The sequence below is a fragment of the Chamaesiphon sp. VAR_48_metabat_135_sub genome, assembly GCF_031418915.1.
Classification (GTDB): domain Bacteria; phylum Cyanobacteriota; class Cyanobacteriia; order Cyanobacteriales; family Chamaesiphonaceae; genus Chamaesiphon.
Genome location: NZ_JANOJV010000084.1, coordinates 1 through 22,336, shown reverse-complemented (window position 1 = coordinate 22,336; position 22,336 = coordinate 1). Strand labels below are relative to the sequence as shown.

At 41.2% G+C, this 22,336-nt stretch carries 17 protein-coding genes; 10 read left to right on the top strand and 7 right to left on the bottom strand.

Going from position 1 to position 22,336, the window contains the following annotated elements; all coding sequences use genetic code 11:
• Window positions 1-178 precede the first annotated feature (178 nt).
• Together RMO55_RS06705 and RMO55_RS06700 are read left to right on the top strand one after the other, a co-directional pair.
• The gene (locus tag RMO55_RS06705; protein WP_310425163.1) at window positions 179-1,912 is read left to right on the top strand and encodes an RNaseH domain-containing protein; all 1,734 of its coding nucleotides are present in this window, start codon (window positions 179-181) and stop codon (window positions 1,910-1,912) included.
• 56 nt (window positions 1,913-1,968) lie between these two features.
• Window positions 1,969-2,409: a hypothetical protein gene (locus RMO55_RS06700; protein WP_310425160.1), complete on the top strand. Its 441-nt coding sequence runs from the start codon at window positions 1,969-1,971 to the stop codon at window positions 2,407-2,409.
• A 90-nt stretch (window positions 2,410-2,499) separates the two neighbouring features.
• Here the strand turns inward: RMO55_RS06700 and RMO55_RS06695 are convergent, their stop codons facing one another.
• Both RMO55_RS06695 and RMO55_RS06690 read right to left on the bottom strand, forming a co-directional pair.
• Complete coding sequence (locus RMO55_RS06695; RefSeq protein ID WP_310425157.1) at window positions 2,500-3,408, bottom strand: hypothetical protein; 909 nt, start codon at window positions 3,406-3,408, stop codon at window positions 2,500-2,502.
• Complete coding sequence (locus RMO55_RS06690; protein WP_310425154.1) at window positions 3,381-4,103, bottom strand: hypothetical protein; 723 nt, start codon at window positions 4,101-4,103, stop codon at window positions 3,381-3,383. The genes RMO55_RS06695 and RMO55_RS06690 overlap by 28 nt, the downstream gene beginning before the upstream one ends.
• Before the next feature lie 195 nt (window positions 4,104-4,298).
• Between RMO55_RS06690 and RMO55_RS06685 the strand changes: the two genes are divergently transcribed.
• A complete protein-coding gene (locus RMO55_RS06685) occupies window positions 4,299-8,552 on the top strand; it encodes a hypothetical protein (RefSeq protein WP_310425152.1) in 4,254 nt (1,417 codons plus the stop codon).
• Window positions 8,553-8,606: 54 nt separating this feature from the next.
• Here the strand turns inward: RMO55_RS06685 and RMO55_RS06680 are convergent, their stop codons facing one another.
• The 3 genes from RMO55_RS06680 to RMO55_RS06670 all read right to left on the bottom strand — a co-directional run bounded on the left by RMO55_RS06680 (window position 8,607) and on the right by RMO55_RS06670 (window position 10,560).
• Entirely contained in the window at window positions 8,607-9,653 is a 1,047-nt protein-coding gene (locus RMO55_RS06680; RefSeq protein WP_310425149.1) for a tyrosine-type recombinase/integrase, read from the bottom strand.
• A gap of 300 nt (window positions 9,654-9,953) precedes the next feature.
• Window positions 9,954-10,238: a Txe/YoeB family addiction module toxin gene (locus RMO55_RS06675; protein WP_396134200.1), complete on the bottom strand. Its 285-nt coding sequence runs from the start codon at window positions 10,236-10,238 to the stop codon at window positions 9,954-9,956.
• Between the two features lie 37 nt (window positions 10,239-10,275).
• On the bottom strand, window positions 10,276-10,560 hold the full coding sequence (locus RMO55_RS06670) for a type II toxin-antitoxin system Phd/YefM family antitoxin (RefSeq protein WP_310425143.1): 285 nt from the start codon (window positions 10,558-10,560) through the stop codon (window positions 10,276-10,278).
• Window positions 10,561-10,915: 355 nt separating this feature from the next.
• On the opposite strand from RMO55_RS06670, the gene RMO55_RS06665 reads away from it, so the two are divergent.
• Together RMO55_RS06665 and RMO55_RS06660 are read left to right on the top strand one after the other, a co-directional pair.
• The gene (locus tag RMO55_RS06665; protein WP_310425140.1) at window positions 10,916-11,689 is read left to right on the top strand and encodes a type IV toxin-antitoxin system AbiEi family antitoxin domain-containing protein; all 774 of its coding nucleotides are present in this window, start codon (window positions 10,916-10,918) and stop codon (window positions 11,687-11,689) included.
• A complete protein-coding gene (locus RMO55_RS06660; protein WP_310425138.1) occupies window positions 11,689-12,603 on the top strand; it encodes a nucleotidyl transferase AbiEii/AbiGii toxin family protein in 915 nt (304 codons plus the stop codon). The genes RMO55_RS06665 and RMO55_RS06660 overlap by 1 nt, the downstream gene beginning before the upstream one ends.
• 26 nt (window positions 12,604-12,629) lie before the next feature.
• On the opposite strand, the gene RMO55_RS06655 is transcribed toward RMO55_RS06660, so the two are convergent.
• On the bottom strand, window positions 12,630-12,863 hold the full coding sequence (locus RMO55_RS06655) for a hypothetical protein (RefSeq protein WP_310425135.1): 234 nt from the start codon (window positions 12,861-12,863) through the stop codon (window positions 12,630-12,632).
• A 38-nt stretch (window positions 12,864-12,901) separates the two neighbouring features.
• On the bottom strand, window positions 12,902-14,146 hold the full coding sequence (locus tag RMO55_RS06650) for a transposase (protein WP_310425132.1): 1,245 nt from the start codon (window positions 14,144-14,146) through the stop codon (window positions 12,902-12,904).
• A gap of 478 nt (window positions 14,147-14,624) precedes the next feature.
• Here RMO55_RS06650 and RMO55_RS06645 point away from each other — a divergent pair, with 478 nt between their 5' ends.
• From RMO55_RS06645 to RMO55_RS06625, 5 genes are all read left to right on the top strand, one after another.
• Window positions 14,625-15,263 carry an AAA family ATPase gene (locus tag RMO55_RS06645; protein WP_310425129.1) on the top strand — a complete coding sequence of 213 codons (639 nt, stop codon included), beginning with the start codon at window positions 14,625-14,627 and terminating at the stop codon, window positions 15,261-15,263.
• The gene (locus tag RMO55_RS06640) at window positions 15,260-15,619 is read left to right on the top strand and encodes a hypothetical protein (RefSeq protein WP_310425126.1); all 360 of its coding nucleotides are present in this window, start codon (window positions 15,260-15,262) and stop codon (window positions 15,617-15,619) included. The genes RMO55_RS06645 and RMO55_RS06640 overlap by 4 nt, the downstream gene beginning before the upstream one ends.
• A gap of 221 nt (window positions 15,620-15,840) precedes the next feature.
• On the top strand, window positions 15,841-19,776 hold the full coding sequence (locus tag RMO55_RS06635) for a hypothetical protein (RefSeq protein ID WP_310425124.1): 3,936 nt from the start codon (window positions 15,841-15,843) through the stop codon (window positions 19,774-19,776).
• Window positions 19,777-19,815: 39 nt separating this feature from the next.
• Window positions 19,816-20,754 (top strand): hypothetical protein, encoded by a 939-nt coding sequence (locus RMO55_RS06630; RefSeq protein ID WP_310425122.1) that lies wholly within the window; start codon window positions 19,816-19,818, stop codon window positions 20,752-20,754.
• Window positions 20,751-22,336, top strand: a 1,586-nt coding sequence (locus RMO55_RS06625) for a DEAD/DEAH box helicase (protein ID WP_310425119.1), incomplete at its 3' end; no start/stop codon positions are given. The genes RMO55_RS06630 and RMO55_RS06625, both read left to right, overlap by 4 nt.

The following is a 22,336-nucleotide window of genomic DNA, read 5'->3' as shown; positions in this document are numbered from 1 at the left end:
GAGAGCTGTATGCGATGAAAGTCGCACGTACAGATCGAACAGAGAGGGGCGGGGTTTAATAGCCCCCCTCGACTCTAACCGGTGGATAAGTTGGAAGCTTGGATATTTACCTACTGAAACAAAAGTTTATTTAAGTCCTACTAAGTCTAAACGATTTGCTCCTGCAAATATTAAATATATGGGCGAGCAACGAGGGTTAGATTTTGAAGGTAATTTAGGACGTTTAATTCAAGAACTAGAGCGTGCAGATAAATTTACTACCCAAGATATTATCGATCTCCCCTGCAACCATCATAGTGATGGGCTTAACTGGGTAACTGTTTACAACACAAGAATATCAAAATCTCATCATGCAGGAGCGGGATTATTTCCAACAGATATTGCTAGTTTTCACCAAGCCTGTTTAAATCGTATTCAAGAATTTTTTGGTACTGGAGTTTGTGAAATTGAAGCTTATTCTCGGTGCGACAATACTAAAGCTTTAAAGTCTGCATTATCCCAGCACAACACAATCAAAGAATTTATCAAATCTGAACTCGCCATAGAATCAGATTGTATTCCTTTCAAAATACCAGACAACCTTGAGCTTTTACTAATGATACAAACTCCAGCAACTCAGTTATTAGTTGAGAAGTTGGCGGCTAAATATGGCATTAAAAATATTAAGACGATCGGCCTTGGCAAACTAGGTACAGAGTTATCAGGAGCAAATTTGACCTCCGATTATAAAGATAGGATTCGCGAATTCAAAGAATCTCCAGAACTTAAAGATGCACTCTCAACATCAGTACCAGGAAGTAAAAAACTAGCATTCCTAGAGATATTACCTAAAGCTGATTTCTGGGGGAAAGATGCTAAGAAAGATCCCAAACCATGTTTTCGCCCAGCTTTAGCTGAGTTAGATTGCGTTACTAAATGCTTTGAGCCTGAGAAACCGAAAAAAGACAAGACCAGCGAGTCAGATTCCGAAGCAGAGCCATCAGAAGCCGAGTTTAGCCGAAGAGTAGAGAACAGTCTCCTGCGGGGATTAGCTATGACTGGAGCCTATATTTACCCTGAGTTCAGAGCCGATAAATTTCCCACCGATGTTGCCTGTGTGGGTGTGTATGCCATTTCTTGTGGCAATAAATTTTTCCCTGTAGCCGTGCGAATCGATCGGGATGGCATCATGGCTAAAGGCTATGGTTCTGAATGGATGGATATCTATGATTTTCAGATAAAAATGGCACGGAAGGAGATTTTCAATCCGATCGAATTCAAAAATAAGTCAAAAATGCAAAACTGGGTATTTAATAACTTATTTGAAGAGACAAAAGAAGCAACTATCTACTGCTTTGATGCCCAGAATTTGCGGACAAAGGGTTTATTATTCCTTCAAAAACAGCATTGGCGGCAGGATAGTCTGGCTTTTCATACCGACGATTGCCCGACTCGATTTATCCCCCTCTCGGAGTATCCTCACGTTCGCATCGCTGCTATTCTCACACCTGAATCCTTGGAAGTACCTATCTATCGAGCTTGCGATGAATCTGGCAATTTAGAAGGAAATACCAAGGGTGTCTTTCATTCATCCGCTCAAGACGCAGAATGTGGTTACTATTATCTGAGCAATCAAAAACCTAGTAATCGTACCGATCCAATTTTACAGAAAAGTAAATTTTTCTCGACGACGACCAAGGCTGGTAAGTTGATGAAACCTAATCTATCAGCTCAAGGATATAATCCGACTGGAATTATGCTAACTTTGACATTACAGCAAGAAGATGTAGCTAGTGATTGGGCTAGCTTTATTCAGTGTCAAAGATTGTACGGCTTAACTCACCATTTTGATGCAATAAATTACCCAGCACCATTACATCTAGCTGAAGATTTAAAAGATTACTTACCGATTCAAGAAATCCTCAAACAATAATGTGGGAGACTCATGATAATTAGCTGTAAGTTCAAAGAGATCGAACTGATTTTTTAGTGAAAATACCGAGTACAGAACAGGAGATTGAGATGAAATTAGCCGATTTATCCGCAGCGACACGTCAAAAAATTGACAAGGTAAAATTCGATCTCAGTCTTGAGAAACATGAGGGACCATATGATTGGAATTGGGTGTTTAGAACCGCCGAGGAAGAAAACGATCTAGAATTTTTGACGATCGACAATCGCCCAGTTTTACTACCAATCGATCCCGAACATTATGCCAATATTGAAATTTTGAGAACAATTTGGAGTGCAGATGGGAATTCAGTCACGATATTTTTGAAGGATACGACCTATTATAGTACTGCGGATGGGATTGGTTACTTAGCTGTGTGCGATAAAGTTGCTGGAGCAGAATTTTGGCTGGCGATTATCTATCATGAATGGTTTGTTATTGCACCAGATCCAGTTTTTGAAGTTAATAAACCTGGCTAATCTTATATTTGCAATATGTCAGATAATTTTTAGCTTTGATAATCTCTCTATTATTAGTTTAGTGAGATTCTTCAGGGTTAAGATCGATAATTACTCTTTCGGTTTGAAGTTAACTATCATCGATGTCAATTGTTGACGGTTAAATTCTAACAAATCGATGGCAAATTCTTTTGAAGCAAGATCGATCCAATCAGCGGGAATTCGCTCGAATAGATCGCTAACGATAGTTAAAGAAATCGCCCCAATTTTGCCGATCCAATAACTGGCTGCGGTAGGATAGATATCGAGTAATTCTCTTGCCAAATCTGGGAAATTAAAATTCTCGGCAGCTCTTTCAGTACGACGACAGATGGCAGCTCCCATCATCGACGAGCAGCGATCCGCCTTCAGTCCGAGTTTGACTATCTCAGATCCAGACATCTGTACGCCCAGGGAGGCACCACAATCAAAATTGGGTAATAACTCCAGACTGCCGCTAGGATCGACTCTCACGCCCCAATTATAGTCGTGTCGATCGATATTACAAATCCAAGCGTCTAGCATTAAATACCCAGCAAATAGTTCGGCTGCTGTGGTAATTTGCGGTGGAGCTGCCCAACTAATCGGGAGTTTGATGTTATTAGCTGCTAGAGCATTAATTGAGTTTTCTAGCGTGTAGTAATAATTATCTTTGCCATAGACGAGGGACAATAAATCAGCTCCAGCTAGTTCAATTTCCCCAGCTTTGAGAAAATTGGGGCTGATCACTCCTCGATTCCCCTGCCAGTCAATGCCTAATTCATAGGAGACTGTCGGCAAACCAATTGCTCTGGCTAGTTCTGAAGCAATTTTCTCACTCCAGGCAGTCGTGCCCATTGGACTATCAGCTTTAAATACAGCTAATCCTAATTCTGGAGTAGACATCCAGAATTTATCAAGCATTCCTAGATCGACAAATTCTTCACTTAGTTTTGATGCTTCGCTAACTATAATTACTGCGAATAAACTAGAGAATTCCATACTTTGAATGCGTCGCTATGATATAAATTTTTGCCACTAACTTTAGCCTTGAGTAATAGTCTCATCCCTAAATAGGGCTTGTCCAGATTTTGTTCGACTTCGAGATCGATGTTGGTGAATTTCAGATGACTGAAGAAGGGGTGACAATAAGCGATCGCAGTTTCATCTTTAAGAATCGCAATAGATCCATCCTGTTCGATCCGGTGTTGGAGCTGTGTACCAATCGGAATCTGACGAACAAATTCACTCGATTCTGGCAAAATAGCTGGTGAGAAGTGAAATGTATGAATGCCGTTAGCATCAGGAGCGATTTGCGGGTAGATATCGAAAGGATCGATGCCGCTACGCCCTCCAGATTTACTTAAAAAGGCAATTCCATCTAATTGCTGATATTCGAGATTGAAGAACTTAAAATTTTCACGTTCGTCATTTCTTCCCGATGGCATCCGCTTATCTATCGTCGCAGGCAGATGTTTTCCTCGGTATACACCACCAGTTCGACATTCTGGCGGGAAAGCCATCCAGTAGCCAGGATATTGATTGAGGATTTTGAATCCGCTCTGGGTAATTTCGAGGCAGTACTCGGATTTTTCCCATGTGAGCAGGGCGAGGGGATACCACTGATGGGGCGGATTAATATCTTTGTAACCGATATATAAGCCGTTAATTGTGGGATCTGTTGTGACAGCTTGCATCGAAAAACCTCCAAACGTATGTAGTAATTTGGTTTCAACTATTCTATTGTACCAACGATCGAGTCTGTTCAGTTAAAGCTAAAAACCCATTACCGTTCGCAAAGCGGTTGAGTTAAACTAAGCATGGGCTGGAAGCTGTAGTATTACTAGTCATCAGTATTTTTTAGGATTTTATCTATCAATAAAGAGCAAGATATGCTTCCTTTCAGCACAATTAGAGATAGAGACGCATGGAGTACCATCCGAGGTTATGTCTATCAGGTCGATTTGACAATCCAAAGATGGCTGGACTTAACGCCAAACCAAATTCTTGAGCTTGAGTGTGGAGAAGATATCGATATTGTTGGTCGCGCATTAATTGCCGATTCAGAGGAGTGCAGCAGACTCCTCGAACAGGTTAAACATCGAGAGGATTCAATCACCCTTAAAAGTTCAGAATCAGTCACTGCAATCGCCTGTTTTGTCGAACATTGTCTGACAAACCCCACTGCGGATCTAATCTTTCAATTCACCACAAATACAAGAATCGGTAAGGAGAAACTCTCTCCACTTCCCAATCGAATACCAGCCATCGAAGCTTGGGAAAGTTTGCGGCTGGGGAAATTGGAGAAAGAAAATCAAGATCGAGTCATAGCAGGTATTCGGCAGATTTTAGAAAATGTCAAAAAGCCAGACGATCTTCATAAAGATACCTGGCAACAATTTAGAAATTTTATTCAAACAGCGACTACCGAGCAATTTTTCGATCTCATTAGTAAATTTCAGTGGCAAACTAACGCTCCAGAAGCCCGATCTCTCACATCTCTTCTTCAGCAGCAACTATTAGATCGGCAACATGCGATCGATTCTCAGCAAGCACAGCAGCAATATCAAAGACTGTTCTGGTATGTTTTCACTCGTCTTTGCAAACATGGTAGAAAACAACTAACTTTAGAAGAACTAAATGTTCAACTTGCATTACCAAGCCTCAGTAGCACCGATCGCGAAACTTTAAAAACACTAAAAAGCTGGTTTTCTGAAATTGATAATCGTGTTACTAATTTGGAGCAAGAACAGCAACAAAATAGTCAGTTGGTTAACGAATTGAGTGCGGAAATACAGCAAATAGCCAAAACACAAGGGATCGATGGAGCCTTTCAGTATGTAGTTGAAACTTCAATCTTGGATATCCCACTGTTGTCCGAACGCTCCAGCTTGAGAGGAGAAACGATTCAATCTCTATCACAAACTTTCATAAATCATACTTGGATTGCTATTAATGGTAGTTTGGGTTCTGGTAAAACTCAGTTAGCCATCCTGCTGGTTAATTATTCGATCGATCGAGGACATTGTTCTGGTTGTAAATGGTTCCGACTTCGAGATCTAACGGTGGAGCAAGCCTGTCTTCGTATCGATCGAGCAGTCGAATCATTAGTAGGATATTCATCTCAAGGAAATCTGAATCAATGGTACAACGAACTAAGCGATCGCCTTGGTGCTAATGCAATTTTGGTTTTTGACGATCTCCCTCGACTTGCAAGAGGAGATGAACTTGAAACTCGATTAACTTTGTTAGCACGAGTCTGCGATAGCAAAGGCATCCGCTTGTTATCAACTAGCTCCCACCATTTACCCCAAAACCTGCAATCTATCTTAGGCGATCGAATCCTTCATGTAACTAATGTCCCAGCATTTACAAATGATGAAGCCTCGGATCTATTTAATATATATGGTGCTCCAGAATCTTTTTTTCAAATAGGTCGAGTTGCTTATTTAAATGCTTTAGCTAACCATCATCCCTCTTTGCTAGCTGCAATTTCTGAGTATCTTCATGGACAGAATTGGCAGTTTACTTCACAGGAATTTGAGGCTCTTTTAGGAGGTAAATATGCGAGTGATATCAACGAGGAAACTCTTGGTCGTATTTTAGCGGCTATCAAAGATGATCAAAGCCAAGAACTTTTATATCGTCTAAATCTCATTTCAGGCTCATTTTCTCAAGAGGATGTACAAGTTTTGGCGGATGTTTCTCCTAGTATCGAACGACCTAAGCAACGTTTGCATCATTTACTTGGAGCTTGGATTCAGCGAGATCGTAGCAATTATTTGTTGGTTTCACCACTTGTTAAAACACTGGGTAGCCAAGATTTGTCTAGCTCCGTGCGTAGAAAATGTTATTTAACCCTCGGTGAACTGATTGTCAATGGTGAATTCAATCAATATCAAGCTTTTAATGCTGTATCCTACTTTGCTAGGGCAGAAGCATTTGACAAAGCAGGATCTTTATTACTTTTCGCCTTAAATGGATTGGAACTAGACAAAAATAAGATTGATGATGGAGGACTGCTGCTGCTGTGGTCTCAACAACCTCTACCCAAACAGATGGATTTGGGAATTCGCTTATTATTACGTGGTGTTCAAATTTCCTTTAGTGTTAAAAATCGAAAATCTGTTAGTTATCTTCTTAATAATTTAGATAGCTTAATCGAAGATATAACAATCCAAGAAGCAGGTATGGCAATGGCAACATTTGCCCATCTTATTATTAGCCCATATTCAGATCGAATAGGATTTTTGCGATTAAATAGATATTTGCAAATGGCTTTACATTTTTCTTCTTTAGTTGAATCGTCTGAAAAAAGTAAATTATCTCTTCTACTAGATAAAATTCCATTTGAGTCACTAATTTTGATGGTTGGCAAAAATATTCAAAATATAGTAGAGCTTGAGGATTGGATAGTTACTTTAGAGAAGTTAACCTCCGATCAACGAGATCGAGCATTTTCAACTGAACTAGCAGAAGTAGCTTGCCCAATTATTGTAGAAAAGCTTTGGCTTTTAGAAACTGATAAATCAGTAAATAATCGTGACTGGCAATCTTTATTAAAGGCTATGGATAAACTTGTTGAATCTTCTTTAAATCTAAATCTAGAACTATTGTGGGCTTCTGCAATTCATGCCAAGATAATTATTATTGCTGAATATAATAAAAATTTGACTGAAGCAATTAAAGTTGCCAATTTAGCAATTGCACGTTCTTCAGACGATCCTCGCGTCCGATTCCTACTTCAAGAATGTTTGGGGAGGCAATTTGTTTTTGTACGTCGTTATGATGAAGCTGTTAATTTCTTAACTCAATCTCTAAAACAGCCGACTGAAGCATATCCACTATCTAAATTTTATGTTTTTCTCAGACTCAGCCAAGCAATTGCAGATCGAGAACCAAAGTTATCGATCTACTACGCTCAAGAAGCTGTAAATTTAGCACAGTTATCTGAAGATATTCCTGAAACAGAATTAGTGAAAGCATTGGGAGAATTGGCAATCGCAAAATGGTTGGCAACTGATGATTTGTCTATTGTATTTGAAGTGTGGGATCGAGCTGGAGAGTGTTTACTAAAATACCGACAGGATAATAATACCTGGAAAGATTTGTTTGTTGTTTATGGTCATATCACTGGTTATTTTACTATTGTTGCAACAACAGAAAATTCTCCTGAAGATCTTGAAAATGGTGAGAGTTATGCAATACCAGCACGAGGTATGTTCCTAAGTCAAAATTCAACAAGATCGGATTATTATAAATCCGAAAGAGATTGCTACATACTCACTCAACTTGCTTCATTTGCTGGAGCTGTTGGCAATGGCGAACGTTCGATTAACTGGGCAATCAGAGGTATTGAAATGGCTAGAGCGTCACAGCAAATACTTCCTCTTACTAGCCTAATTCCTGATATAATTCCTCAACTCGTTCTAGAAAATAATTTTGCTCAAGTACTCGATTTATCTGTTGAAATGGCAGAAATAATGATAGTTTTAAATCTAATCGAAACATCAGATAGAGATATTTCAGAGGTAGGAATCGATGTCAGAGAAATTCTCAATTCACAAGAAAATAAAGCTTGGCAACAAGTAGAAAATTTCACTTTTATTATTGGAGTTATACCAATTATTTTTAGGATAGCAAACCTTGCTATTTTTCAACCAGAATTGGCAAAAAATCAATCAATAGATTTAGCTGTAATGTGTCGTGAAATATCACATGTATCTTGCACTCAATCACTTTTGAAAACGACTGCTGATATTATCGATCAAATTCATCTACAACAATCAACTTGTACAGAATTCATTAGCCAATACCAAAACACTATTTCTGCCGATAACATTTTGCCTATTGGAAAATTAATAACAGTACTTTTGCAGCAAGACAAATCATTGAAAGAAGCTCTAGTAGTTCATTCGTTAATCATAGAACAAGTACAGAATCTTACTAAATCCCATCCCATAACATATCAAAAAATAATTTTACCTTACTTTTACAACTATTGGAAAAAAGCTTTAGATCAGATTATGTTTCGTTTCAATAATCCTCAACTAACAGCAAGCTTAATCAATCAAACACAAGAATTACCCTCTAATCAGCAAGTACAAATAATTTTAGACATTATTAGAAAAGACTTGATTGTTTAGGAGTGTTTGAAAAATAAGTTGATTGTTGTTTAAATTTATACAAGAGTTTGTAGATTACTCAGGATTCAACTTTATCCCCAAATTTAAAGCCGGATTATTCAACCATCTATCCCCCACATGGGTGTAGATCGCCGTAGTCCGAGGATCGGCATGTCCCAGTAAATCCTGCACCTGCCGCAGCGATGCACCACTCTGAATCGCCAAGGTAGCCGCTGTATGCCGGAGTGAGTGAGCGGATAAAGTCCGTCCCTCCCCATGTTTGATGTTGAGATCTTTGAGATAACCATCAACAATCTTTCTCATCCCCCGTCGCGACAAGCGATAATCCTGCTCGGATTCCTGTAAATTTTTCGGACGGTAATAGAGATTGATAAATAAGGGTGTAATCGCAGCAATGCTATAACCAGCCTTTCTTCTAGCGAGTAAATAACGGTCTAATAACTCCACCAAATCGGGGGTTAAAGGTACGATCCGCTGTTGTCGTTTGCTAATCACCGTAATCCCCACACCCATTGCACCGCGCACGATATCCTTGATGTCAGCCCGATGCACTTCCATCGTTCTTGGCCCTTCTAAAGTCATAATCCCCAATAACAGTTGGTCGCGCAGCGTCTTGAGGGATACAGGTTTACTCAGAGGAGCCTGGAGCAAGGCTTGAGCTTCGTCCGCAGTCAAATGGGTAATCCGTTCGGCGGGGTCGCTGCGCTGTTTGGGCGGTTTAACGCCCCAGACGGGGTTAATCGTCAGCAGTCTGTATTCCATCGCCGCATCGTACATCCGACTGACGGCGACTAGTTTGAGACTAATGGTAGTAGGTTTATACTTTTGAGCAACGAGATGGTGACGATAGATCTTAATCTGATCTCTGGTGACAGTCAGGGGTTGAAGCTGGTTTGTCTCGCACCAGAGTAGATAGTAACGGACTTCACACCAGTAAGTACGGATCGTTTCGGCACTAGCTCCGCCAGAGCCAACATCGAAGGTGAGGAAATTGGTAAACGCTGCAATTAATTCATCGGCGTTGAGGGTGAAGGGTGTGGACTGGTCGATGTTTGAGGGCGAGGTGGTAGCAGTGGGATTTAGTTCATCCAATGTGGGCACTATTGATGCGGGTATCTAAAATTTTACTGGAATTGGGGGGGTAATTTAACGATCCGCTAACGCTCTTTAGCGGAACATCTTGAGACTAGAATTATTACCGGAATTAGGTTCTAGGCTATGCCCAGGTCGAGAAGATTTTCACCGAATTTCCATTAAATTTTCAATCAAATTGGCAAGCTTATTAGTAGCCTCCCGATCGACGTTTCTGAAGATGACGAGCGACGAGACTATTGCCTTCGACGAATCTAAGTTTTACGCTCTGGACTGACAGCATCAATTTGAAGTGCTTTGTAACTCTTGCTAATCTTCATAGTGATAACGAGCTTGCAGAAACACAATTCGATTGTCTTCTACCTGATAGACCAGTCGATGCTCTAAGTCGATTCGCCGCGACCAAGTATTTACAGCAACATACTTTAATGCCTCTGGTTTACCGATCCCAACGAACGGATCGCCATCTAGGATATCAGCCACTAAATCGATGATCCGGTCGCCCTTCTTAGGTTCGTATCGGTACCACCAGCGCAAATCTATTTTGAATTCTGGACTAAAGACAGGAACAAGTAAAATTATCTCTGGCTGGATCGCTGCATCATCACCGCTGGCTGATTTCTGCTTACGCTTACGATTCAATCTCCAACTCCTGTCTCAATTGCTCCAAGCTTTGGGGAATAGCTGCATCGGATTTTGCCCACTCCATCGCACTAAATAATCGTTTGGCATTAGCGGGAGAGCGCAGGAGATAGACTGATTCTAAGAGGCTAGATAACTCATCAGCGGCTATAAGTGCGACATCTGCCCCGTTGCGGCGAGTAATTTTCACGATCTCACGATTCTCGCTGACGGAATCAAGAATAGTCGCTAGGTTTGCGCGTACCTGAGAATAGGTGATTTCTTGATTAATCACTATCTGAATTTATTAATTGTACAGTCTAATTGTACAATTCACTGAACACCATTGTCAATATTGCTACAAGATGGGGTGATTTGGGATAGCTACAGGATCTTGTAGCTATCCCAGATCGGCTTGTGCGCTTCCCTTGCGTCACCTCGAAGACAAATCCGAAGACAAATCAAGCGCACGACAATTTGCTAGATTCGTGTGCTTGATATCCTCTGTCACCAAGCGATTAGAGCAGGGGACGATCCGAACGGAGCGGAGGGTATCGATCGAGGAAGAGCGTTCGATTAATTTGCCCGCCAGCAGTTGTTGAATCTAGCCCCAAATCAGGTTAATTTGATTTCATGCTATTTTATATAGTATGAGTATATTAAATAGCAGGAAACTAAATAATCTCCTCGTCAATTGGCAACCAGGCGCAGTCTACACCGCGACTTGGTTATCCAGCCAGGGCTTTTCATCTAGCGCGATCGCGGGCTACTGTCAGAGCAATTGGCTCCGGTCGATCGGTCGCGGTGCCTTCGTCAAAGTCGGCGATACCTACGATTGGAGCGGCGGTCTATGGGCGGTACAACAGCAATTAGGGTTAGCGATCCATCCTGGTGGCAAAACAGCCCTGGAGTTAGCTGGTTACGGTCACTTTCTTCCCCTAGAGCGACAAGCGGTAATGTTATTTGGCACGACGGGGGTGAAGTTACCCCACTGGTTGCGACAACAAGCCCAGGTCTGGCAGATTCAGTATTTCACTACCAATTTGTTCGCTCAAGCACCTCTATTAGGTTTAACCGAGCGGCGGTTGGGAGATTTGGCGATTAACATTTCCACTCCAGAACGCGCCAGTTTAGAAATGTTGTATTTAGTACCTCATACCCAATCAGTTGAGGAAGCTTGGTTGCTGATAGAAGGCTTAGTTACTCTGCGCCCAAGATTGCTACAGTCATTACTCGCTGCTTGTAACTCGATTAAGGTACGGCGGTTGTTTTTATATTTGGCAGAGCAACACCAGCATCCTTGGTTCGAGCGGTTGGATCTGAGCGCGATCGATCTGGGTGTGGGTAATCGCTCGATCGTCAGTGGCGGACGGTTAGACCCCAAATATCAGATTACTGTCCCTGCGAATCTGGGGGTGAATTGATGGATCGATCGTTGTTTTTAGCTCAGGTAGATTTACTACTGCGGATTCTGCCCTATGTGATGCGAGATAGTAGGTTCGCGCTCAAAGGTGGTAGTGCGCTGAATTTATTCATCCGCGATCTGCCTCGGTTGTCGGTGGATATCGATTTAACTTATTTGCCAATTGAAGACAGAGAAAGTACTTTGGCGAATATTAGCGATATTTTGACTACGATCTCACGGGATATTAGTAAAGCGATGCCCCAGGTGACGATTCAACCATTAAAAGCTACTGATGGGCGGTTGCGAAAATTAGTGGTGCGTTTGGGGCTGGTAACGGTGAAGGTCGAACCCAATGAAACTATTCGCGGGTCTGTCTTTCCCTGCGAACTGCGGGATCTGGCTCCGCAAGTGGAAGAAGAGTTTGGGCTGTTTATGTCGGTGCAGACGCTCTCGTTGCCAGATTTATATGGGGGGAAGATTTGTGCGGCTCTGGACAGACAACACCCCAGAGATTTGTTTGACGTGCAAATGTTGTTGGCGAATGAGGGGTTGACTCCGGCGATTAGAACGGCCTTCTTGGTCTATTTAATCAGTCACAATCGCCCGATGGCGGAGGTACTTAAACCCAATCGACTACCGCTGGAGACTACATTTAATAATGAGTTTGTGGGGATGAGTCGGTTGCCAGTTAGCTGTGAGGAATTGGTTGCAGTGCGCGAACGGTTGATCGATTTGTTACGCCTGTCACTATCAATGGAGGAGAAGCGATTTCTGCTGTCGGTGAAGGAACTTGAACCGGATTGGACGCTGTTGGGAGTAGCGGGGGTTGAGGAGTTACCAGCGGTGCGGTGGAAGTTGCAGAATCTGGCGAAAATGCCCAAACCCAAGCACACGTTGGCAATTGAAAAGTTGAAGGAGGTGCTAGGTCTGTAATCTTACTCCTTTCAATCGGAACTGTCTCAGTCCCCTAGACATGTGACACAAAGTCCATCATCCAAATTGGCATCATCGGCTAGACAGGAGTAACAGAGATGGAATTTCTGGGCGTGTCCTTCTAAAATCTCCCCTTGGTTGCAGTCATAATCGTTTGTTGCCATTTCCAAAATTTCTTTGATCGCTATCTGAGTTGTGGTCTTTTCTATTCCTGCAAATACTTGATGTCGATCTAGGATTTCAATTACCTCATTTAACATATAGCTGCCAGAATGATTGGACTTGACACTCCCCATGCTTACACTCTCTCGCCGCTTGCGGCTTGATTCGTTAAAGCAGGGGATTCTTGGCTCCGCGACATGCCTTGCCCCGATAGGTTTTCACCAACCGAAGTAGAGGGCTTATCTCCCCAAGCGTTTACTGTATCGAGTACAGAGGTTCCAACATGCCCTGTTGTACCTATTGCTTTGGTTAAAATATTCAGAGCGGCATTGTGGTCGCGTCCCAAGCTACAACCACACTGACATGTATGAGTGCGAGTAGACAAAGACTTCTTCACAATTACGCCACAACTAGAACATTCTTGGCTGGTTAGTCGCGGCTCCACTGCAACAGTGATCCGACCAAAGATTCGCCCGAATGTTTCTAACCACACTCTAAATTGATACCATCCTGCATCAGAAATCGACTTAGCTAAACAGTGGTTTTTGACCATGTTTCTCACTCTCAAATCTTCATAGGCTACTAGATCGTTAGATCTGATTACGCACCGTGCTAATTTCACAGCATGGTCTTTACGTTGCCGACTTATTTTAAGGTGGATTCTACCTAGCTTAATTCGAGATTTAATGCGATTACTTGAACCTTTGACTTTGCGTGAAACTAGACGTTGCGCCCGTTTCATCGCAACGAAACCAACTCGGTAAAATCTAGGGTTTTCAACCTCTAAACCATTTGAATCAGTGTAGAAGCTAGCAAGCCCTACATCTAATCCAATCGTGTTGCCAGAGCTTTGTAAAGTCTCTGTCCGGTCAACAGAAATGCAAAATTGAACGTAGTACCCATCCGCACGTTTTACCAGTCTTACCCGTTTAATTTGGTCGGGTTGGTAGAAGTTTAGATCCCTAGTTCCTTTAAGTTTTAACCTGCCAATTCCTTTCTTGTCAGTGAAAGTAATCGATTTGCGGTCATCGCTTAATGTCCATCCTGACGTTTTATATTCAACCGATCGGTTGTCTTTCTGAAATTGAGGAAAACCCTTTTTACCAGAAATCTTACTTTTACAGTTGTCGTAAAAACGTTGGATTGATGCCCATGCACGTTCGGCTGCTGCTTGACGTGCCATCGAATTGAGTTGGTTAGCAAACGGAAACTCTTTAGCCAGCACAGCACAGTATTTATTGAGGTCGTAACAGGACTTTGCCCCGCCATCCATCCAAAGCCGAATAGCTTTGTTGCGAATGAACTGAACAGTCTTGATGGCTTCATCAACTGCAAGGAACTGGTTAGATTTGCCGTAAGCTTTATACTCAAATACGAGCATTGGGGATATTGGGCTAGCTGTGTTTATGACAAATATCATATCATAAGATAGCTAGCATAAGAACACTAGTACTATTCTTGAGCGCATACTGAGGCTAAAGCCCTATAATCGCTCCAAGGCGGCTAAAGCCGCCGCCGCTTACATCTTCTTCAACTGATATGGGGATGTGTTTGCTTTTCATCAAAGAACTATCTTTGCTGGTCATATAGAACATTGTTACTATTCAATCGGATCTATCGGACAAGCGTGACGATCGGTTTTTGATGCCAAAACTAGCATGTCGAGAAAAGATTTCCCCTCATGAAAGTTGGGCTGTATCAGTACTTACTGATTATTTTATATATATCAGTAAGTACTTACTGATATATATGCTGATTAATATGTGTATATCAGTATTTATTTGGGTCAGTAAGTACTGACTAGGCTAAGATAGTAATAGTCCAATCCTATTGCTAGGTGCTAATTGCACCCGATCGTTATGCCTGTAATTGGAGTGTGTAATCAGAAAGGAGGGAGCGGTAAAAGTTCGACTGCCGTTCATTTAGCCCGCTGGCTTCAGTCTCAATCTGATTCGGTTTTTGTAATTGATAGTGACGGACAACGTACTTCGTCACTGTGGTTGAGTAATCTATCGCAGCCAATTCCGGTGGAAATCATTCCCGATCCAAATGAATTACTCGAACGTTTGCCGAATTTAGCGACTGAACATCAATGGTTGATTGTTGATGCACCAGGGACTTTAGCTGAAGCGACTAGAGCGATCGTGTTGTGGAGTGATTTGGTACTGATTCCCTGTCAACCCACTGGAGTCGATCTCGCTAGTGCTTCGGATACCGTGCGGTTGATCAAGCAAGCGCGGGCAATTCGCAAAGGAGAGCCAAAAGCGGCGATTTTTTTAAATCGGGCGGTAAAAGGAACTCGACTGAAACAGGAAGCTTTTACTGTTCTCAAAGCAGTGCCGGATATTAATGTTCTGGGCGAGGTGATCCATCAACGTCAGATTATTGCTGATGCTTTCGGGCAGGGGGCGACTGTCTTCGATCTCGGTGGAGATGCTGCCAAAGACGCTCAGAAGGAATATTCCAGATTGTTTACAACTATATTGAAGTCATTATGACCAACAAGCGAAAATCATTGACTGCTGATGTGATGCAGCAATTTATGAAAGATCCCGATGCTGTCAGTAGTTCAGTAAGTACTGAAGTCAGTACTGATAAATTAGTAGAAGTAAGTACTGAAGTCAGTACCGATCCACTGGAATCGATCGAGGAGTCAAGTCTGACGGCTGATGTGATTGAGATGTTTAAAAGCAATCAGAAGGAGGCAACGACGAGATTTACCGTCGATTTACCTAAGTCTCGACATCAACGGTTTGCGATCGTCTCGAAGCAACTCAATACTAATATGAGTAGTCTGGCCCGAGTATTGATTGAGAAGTTCCTCGATGAAGTCGAACGCGATAAATTATTGTAATTTAGACTTCTATTCTCAACTCAGTAGTGAGAAAGTATTTTGAAACTTTGCCACGTCAAAAGTTAATTACTGTAGTAGATGGAGAAAATTTGAGTTGTGGGGTAGAAATTTTCTTTATTATCCTGACAGAGGTATTTTCCCTGAGTATATAGTCTTATCCCCCTCTCAAAGAGCCTATATAAAAGAGTTTGAGGATGGTAAGTACCTACTAGGCTATCCATATGTTCAAGAATTGGTTTCTACTTGCTTCCGTTTCCTGTGGGGTAGGATTTGGATCGACTTTTCTGATTAGTCGAAATTTACAACAGTCTGCATGGGCGGGTTTAGGAACAGTTCCGGCAGTTGCGGCTAGTCTAACGATCCTATCCCGTCAGCGTCAGGAGGAGATCGATCGCCAGGTAGCTAAATCGAGATTGAGCTTAGATGATTTGCAACGCGAAGAGCAACTTGTCAAAGAGCAATTACAAATTAAAAAGAGTAGTTGTCAAAAGATTATCGTAGGGGGACAGGAGTTACAAACAGCATTCACTCAACTGAAACAAGATGTAAATCGATATCGAGAGGAACAAGCAGGATTAGAAAGAGAAATAAATTCTTTAGTGCTGCAAAGGCAGGCACAAGAGTCCTCGTTAGTTAGATTAGATGCAAAGGTTGTCGAGCGACAGAATAACTTACAGACAACTCAGGCAGAATTAGTTCTGATTCAAACTCAACGGCAATCAGCAATTGATTCAGTTAAACAATCAAATTTAGAACTTCAGAACATTCGCGAGAAAATACGCCAATATTCTGTTACTAAGGAAGAACTAGGGCTTCAACTTACTGATTTACAGAATCAAGCACAAAGTTTACAAACGCAACTAGTAGATAGAGAAGTCGATCTCAGGGGGATTGAGTACCATATTCTCCAAATGGAAGAGAGGCGCGATCTAAGCTCGATCGCAATTGTAGATCTAGATAGATCGTTGGCGCAGAAACAATCTCTATTGCAGAACATAGACCGAGATCGGCAACAACAACAAGCATTAATCCAAGAAATATCAGATCTACTGTTAGAAAAGCAAGATCGGGAAATCTTACTCTCTGAATTGCTGGTAAGTATTACTGTTAAACAAAATATTCTAGTTGAATTAGATACTGAAGTTAGCGAAGGACAGACTAATTTAGACAGGATATCTATTGACTTAGTTCAGATTGAAGCACGAAGACAATCCGCGATCGATTTAGCGCAGCGATCTGAGTTAACACTCGCCAATATCCAGGAAGAGATAAGTAACCACTGCATTAATAAAGAAAAGATAGCGGCTGAAATTGCTGATTTACAGAATCGAGGAGAGAATCTAGAAGCCGAAATAGTCATACAGAAAATTAATAGAACTGAATTACAGCAACAGATATCCGCGCTGAAAGAGCGACAAGAGCGACTATCGATCGAAATAGAGCCTCAACAACAATTATTCAATCTAGAGCCAATTCTAGATCCCGATCTAGGAAGTCAGACTAAAGATCTAGATGAAGCTAAAGATAGATCGGAAGAGATCGAAAATACTAGACAGCATCGAAATTGCCGAAGTTTATATTCTAGTCATGAATTAATCGATCGCAGCCAAGACTTTATGAATCCTCAATACACGAAAAAAATATGGCAAGAACAAATCCTACCATTTTGGTTAGATCGAGATAAGCCCACAGGTCACAGATTTCTCGGCCATGTGAATATTCCTCGTAGTCAAAGTGATGAATTAATCGCTCTCGTTGGTGAGAATTTACGACGATTAGATGGAATTACAGAACGAAAAACTAGGGCTTTCAATAGCTTAGACCAAGATTGGATTAAGATTTTTACCTTTGCTGTGTCTGAATATGCTTATTACTATTCTGACGATCTGTTCTGGGAAGGATTATGCAATCGCTGGGAGATATCATCAAATCAAACTGTCAATACTGCTCTACGGCAGATCGCAAAAAAGGGAATTAGATTACTCGGTTTAGTTGAGGCTCCAAATGGTTATAAATATGTTTCTACCTTGTGGCTTCAAAGTTGTATCCCTTCTCAAAATTTAGAACAATTTGCTCAATTATTGAAAGAATTAGCCGATCGACATGGATGGGCTAATTTAGCCGAAGATTCTGCTGAAAATCTGTCCTATAAAATTTTGGGTTTGTACAATCGCAAATACCCTCAAGGCGGAACTTTATCCCATTTATTTAAGTATCGAGAACCAATATCAGGTAGGATTATTCAGGGAATAGCAAAAATTGCTAGAAAATTAGAAGCTAACCAACTTTCACCTACAATATTGGAAGATGAAAGACAACGAGATAGTATTATAGGGAATCTTTCTCTAGATGATGGATTCTTTCTTAGAGACTGGGAAGCGATCGTTAAAATACTGACACCTAAAGAAAGTAATAGCCGTCGCCAAAATATTGAGAGAAAAGAAACCGATCTTATCTTACACCTAGACATTAAAGACTCTGGAAATATCCAGTTGATTTTACCAGAGCAAAGTATTTGGGATAATGAATGGGAAAATCACAGAGGTAGTGACTGCAAGATATCTGAAGCTGGATGGAAAGGGAACATTCCTATGAAAGGGAGTTTGGAGATTCCAGAACTCACAATCGATATAAGTCAAGTAAGTCAGGAATACATTGTTTCGTTAAAAAACGATCGTGGTGATTCTATCTATACATGGTTTTGTGAAGGGATAGATGAGGAATTGCCCTGTTTAATTTTTGACGCATCTTATGGCGAATATTTGCCGTTTAACTTGGATAATCCGACAATCATTGGCGTAGAACAGATTATTTGCTTTACGCCGAAAGAGATAACGATCGTATTGGATGAAGGAATTCAATCGATCGATAATTGTATCCCCTGTAGTCTCAAAGGTTGGAAAGGTATTGAGATGAGATTGGGCGGATACAGCGGATGTATATCGATTCAATCTGACGATAAAACTATCGATTCGCCACAAGAGAAGCTTTGTCAAAGAACAATTGACTGGCAATTGCAAGAAAATGACACACCCCGCCTTGTCGGAATCAAATCAAGCTTGAGAAAATCGATATATCTAGAAGTACCTATCCTTTGGCTACCACCCGTTCAAGAATTGTCAACAGTTGAGCTTAAAATTAAAGATGCTGACTCAAATAACGAACTCTGTTCTAACATTTATACTTTACTAGCTAGGTCAAAATGGTTTGAGCGATCTCTCGCTCAATGGATTGATAAACCTGGTAACTATCGAGTGAGTATTTCTAGCGACCGCATAAACTGGAGTCAGAAATTTACTGTAATTGAAAAATATAGTATTTCAGTTATCTCTGAAATACCTAAGCCACAAATTTATATTAAAGACCGAACAGTAGTCGTTAAAAATTTACCGTTAAGTTGTGAATCCTCCCATGAATTCGATGCTCAAATAATTGAAATTCGAGGATTGTGGAATTTAGAGCAAGTTAGTTTGATTATGACTAACGGGACTGATGGAGATATTTTTCATTATGCTCAAGCCGATCGAGAGGGTAATTTAAAAATTAGTTTATCTGAGTTATCAGAATTTTGGGACAATTCTGTCGATTATTACTCCTTGAGTTATCAACGCTATGGTTACGATCGACAATCTTTAATTGAAGCAAAATTAAGCCTTAATAAGCTTGAATGGCTCTGGGTAGATGGAGAATTGACAATTTCTGGATTAAAACCAGATCGTCCATACGATCTATCTTGCTGGAATTTACTCTTACCTAATCGAGAGGCTAGGAAACTTCCACTACCTCTAGCCACAAATGAACAGGATACGCTCCCTATCGATATTAATTTACCTACTGGTATCTATTATCTACGACTGCTGAATGCTCAAGAGAAAGTAGAAGCAAAACTAGGATTTCATTGTATCGGGGCAAGAAACGATCTGCCCGAAGCAGCATTAGATGATGAATACTTAGAAAATTACTGTTTTACGATTTTAGGTGATGAATCTGTAGAAGATTTTCAAAAGGCAGCGAGAGAATTAGATATTTGCTTTGATCTCGATCTAGTTAAAGGTGCGATCGACAGCATGAAAGCATCTGACAACCATCTGCTACCTGAATGGTTGGATAAGCAAAGATTAATTAGTAAATTAGATACTTTAGTTGATTTGAATTAACAATCAGAGTAGATCCAAGTCAAAATAGGAGTATAGACAATGCTATCGAATTTAATTATAACTTTACTTAGTAATCATCGCGACCCAATTAACCAGAACAGACCAAATACTCTAAATAGAGCACAGATTATTCGATTACTGAGAGAAAGCATTTCACCCAATAGAGAGCTATTTGTCTTACAGGAAGAAATCTGTCAAACATTACAAGAGCTAGAAGTTCAAGGTGAGATTTTAGCAAGTAAAGGTAATTATTATTGCATCGCTCCACCCACCTTATTAGCTAATTCACGGGAAGATGTAACAGGAGTAAAATTTAGAGGAGATCGAGCTTATCTTTCATTAGCGCATGAATGTCTAAACTCCAGAAATCAGAATCGAGATGAAGTCAAGATTCATCCAAGAATTAGAACATTCGATCGTATTCAAGCAAAACTCGATCCAATCGGGATTCGGTTGCTGACTGCTGAAGATCTCATTCAGCGTCTACCGTCTCCACAAAAACCGCCTAAATATGTGTTGAGATGCCCCACAACCCTTCCCGATTCGTCTGATGGTGAATTGTTCGGTTATGAGCCATTACCCCACACTCCTCAGGAAAATCGCTGGCAACCTGTTATTGTCAGCCAAGTATCGACATTAGCCGATCGCAGCCTTTTGAAACTTACCAAGAATCGACATTATCAGAACGATCGATATTTTTGGTATGAAGGCGACGAAGTATATGACTTAGATCGAGATGTAGCAGTTTTAGCCATGTTTGATAAAGATCGGGAAACAAATTCGCCGCTAAGGGTTAGTTGGCATACTTCAGAGGGAAAACTAGACTTACGAGATATTTATCTGCCCCTTGGATACATGAGTTATTTGTGGCAGTTATCTGGGGAAGCAGAGCAAAATTCACGAATTCGCTCTGTACCTGCCGCTTCTAGATCGCTGATCGAACCTGCTTTTCAAAAATTAGGATGCCTGCTAGTATGAACGCCAAATCCAGTAAATACCTCGATCCGATTAAAGCAGTCACTCAACCCCGCGAAGATTTGATTCGCTATCTTCTCACGGCTTATCCTCTGCGCGATCGCCATTTGCGTTATGGCTTGAAGAAATTATTGGAACAACAGGGAAATATCTGGCAAGAACCCTATTTAGAAGGTTCTCAACCCTATCGATCGACTACTACTGTTGCAAAACTAGTTACTGATGGTGTCCTTCATCCAGAAATGGAGAATATATTCACGCCTAGCGATCGAGCTTTATACGAGCACCAAGAAAAAGCCGTCAAAGCTGTGATTCAAGATCGATCGAACATCGTCGTCGCCACGGGTACAGGTTCGGGTAAAACGGAGTGTTTCCTCCTACCCATGTTCGATACCTTGCTGCGGGAAGAGGAGAATCTATTTATTCCTGGCGTGCGGGTGGTGATTTTGTACCCGATGAACGCGCTAGTCAACGATCAAGTTAAGCGGTTGCGAAAATTGCTATGTAAGCAAAAGAACAGTAAAATACGCTTTGGTTTCTATACCAGTAGAACAGAAACAGACGAGAAAAAAGCGAGAGAAATGCTGGCAGAAGAGTTATCTGCATATGAAGATAAAGAGCTTGACGAATTATTTAGTAAAGGCGATCGCATTCCCACTAATCGGGATGAAAAAGTTGCAGCAGCGATCGAGAACGTTTTAAGAATACAATCAGTTTCTAGAAACGAAATTCAAGCAGAGCCACCTCATATCTTGGTGACTAACTACTCCATGCTGGAGCATATGTTAATTCGCCCGACGGAGCGTAAAAAAGTATTTGAGGCTTCTAAAAACGTCTTTAAAATGCTGGTTGTAGATGAAGCTCATACCTATAATGGTTCGACGGGTAGTGAAGTCGCCATGCTATTAGAGCGGTTGAAAGTTGCAGTAGGGATAGAAGAAACGGGAACGGTACGTTGTATTGCCACCAGTGCTAGTTTAGGCGACGAATCGAAAGATCCTGAAGTTATCAAATTCGCTACAGAATTTTTTGGCGAACAATTCGATCGAGTAATTCGAGGCGATCGAGAGCCTGCGATCAAAAGAATGGGCGAACCTTATTTATTACCTTCCGAATATACCGCACAACAAGTTTTAACCGCTCTTAGTAATTTAGAATTACCCAGTCTCGACGACGATCTAAATGTCTGGGTAGAACGACTCCGAGGTTTTATTCCTGCCGAACCCCTAGAAGCAGCAGAAATTCAAGCCAATGGAGACACTCATAAACTACTGTGGCTTGCGCTCAAACAGCATCCACTAGTCCATCGATTAATCTACATTCTCAGTCGGAAGCCAGAACCTTGGGGAGTAATTACTAAATCGATAGAACTTTGGGAATTAAGTTTACCAACAGATAGCGATGGTAATGTTGATGACAAGGAAGCTCAAACAGCCCTAGCTCGTTTATTACAGTTAGGGACGATGGCTCGTCAGCGTGATGATGATTTACCACTTCTACCTGTAAAAATTCATCTTCTCTTTCGCAGTCTAGAGGGACTATATGCTTGTGTTAATCCTCAGTGTTGTGGTGCAGAAACCGATCC

What these genes read in the sequence shown, in the direction of transcription:
- RMO55_RS06705 (WP_310425163.1), top strand. Translation starts at nt 179, where the DNA reads ATGGGCGAGCAACGAGGGTTAGATTTTGAAGGTAATTTAGGACGTTTA.
- RMO55_RS06695 (WP_310425157.1), bottom strand. Translation starts at nt 3,408, where the DNA reads ATGGAATTCTCTAGTTTATTCGCAGTAATTATAGTTAGCGAAGCATCA.
- RMO55_RS06690 (WP_310425154.1), bottom strand. Translation starts at nt 4,103, where the DNA reads ATGCAAGCTGTCACAACAGATCCCACAATTAACGGCTTATATATCGGT.
- RMO55_RS06685 (WP_310425152.1), top strand. Translation starts at nt 4,299, where the DNA reads ATGCTTCCTTTCAGCACAATTAGAGATAGAGACGCATGGAGTACCATC.
- RMO55_RS06665 (WP_310425140.1), top strand. Translation starts at nt 10,916, where the DNA reads ATGAGTATATTAAATAGCAGGAAACTAAATAATCTCCTCGTCAATTGG.
- RMO55_RS06660 (WP_310425138.1), top strand. Translation starts at nt 11,689, where the DNA reads ATGGATCGATCGTTGTTTTTAGCTCAGGTAGATTTACTACTGCGGATT.
- RMO55_RS06655 (WP_310425135.1), bottom strand. Translation starts at nt 12,863, where the DNA reads ATGTTAAATGAGGTAATTGAAATCCTAGATCGACATCAAGTATTTGCA.
- RMO55_RS06650 (WP_310425132.1), bottom strand. Translation starts at nt 14,146, where the DNA reads ATGCTCGTATTTGAGTATAAAGCTTACGGCAAATCTAACCAGTTCCTT.
- RMO55_RS06645 (WP_310425129.1), top strand. Translation starts at nt 14,625, where the DNA reads ATGCCTGTAATTGGAGTGTGTAATCAGAAAGGAGGGAGCGGTAAAAGT.
- RMO55_RS06640 (WP_310425126.1), top strand. Translation starts at nt 15,260, where the DNA reads ATGACCAACAAGCGAAAATCATTGACTGCTGATGTGATGCAGCAATTT.
- RMO55_RS06635 (WP_310425124.1), top strand. Translation starts at nt 15,841, where the DNA reads ATGTTCAAGAATTGGTTTCTACTTGCTTCCGTTTCCTGTGGGGTAGGA.
- RMO55_RS06630 (WP_310425122.1), top strand. Translation starts at nt 19,816, where the DNA reads ATGCTATCGAATTTAATTATAACTTTACTTAGTAATCATCGCGACCCA.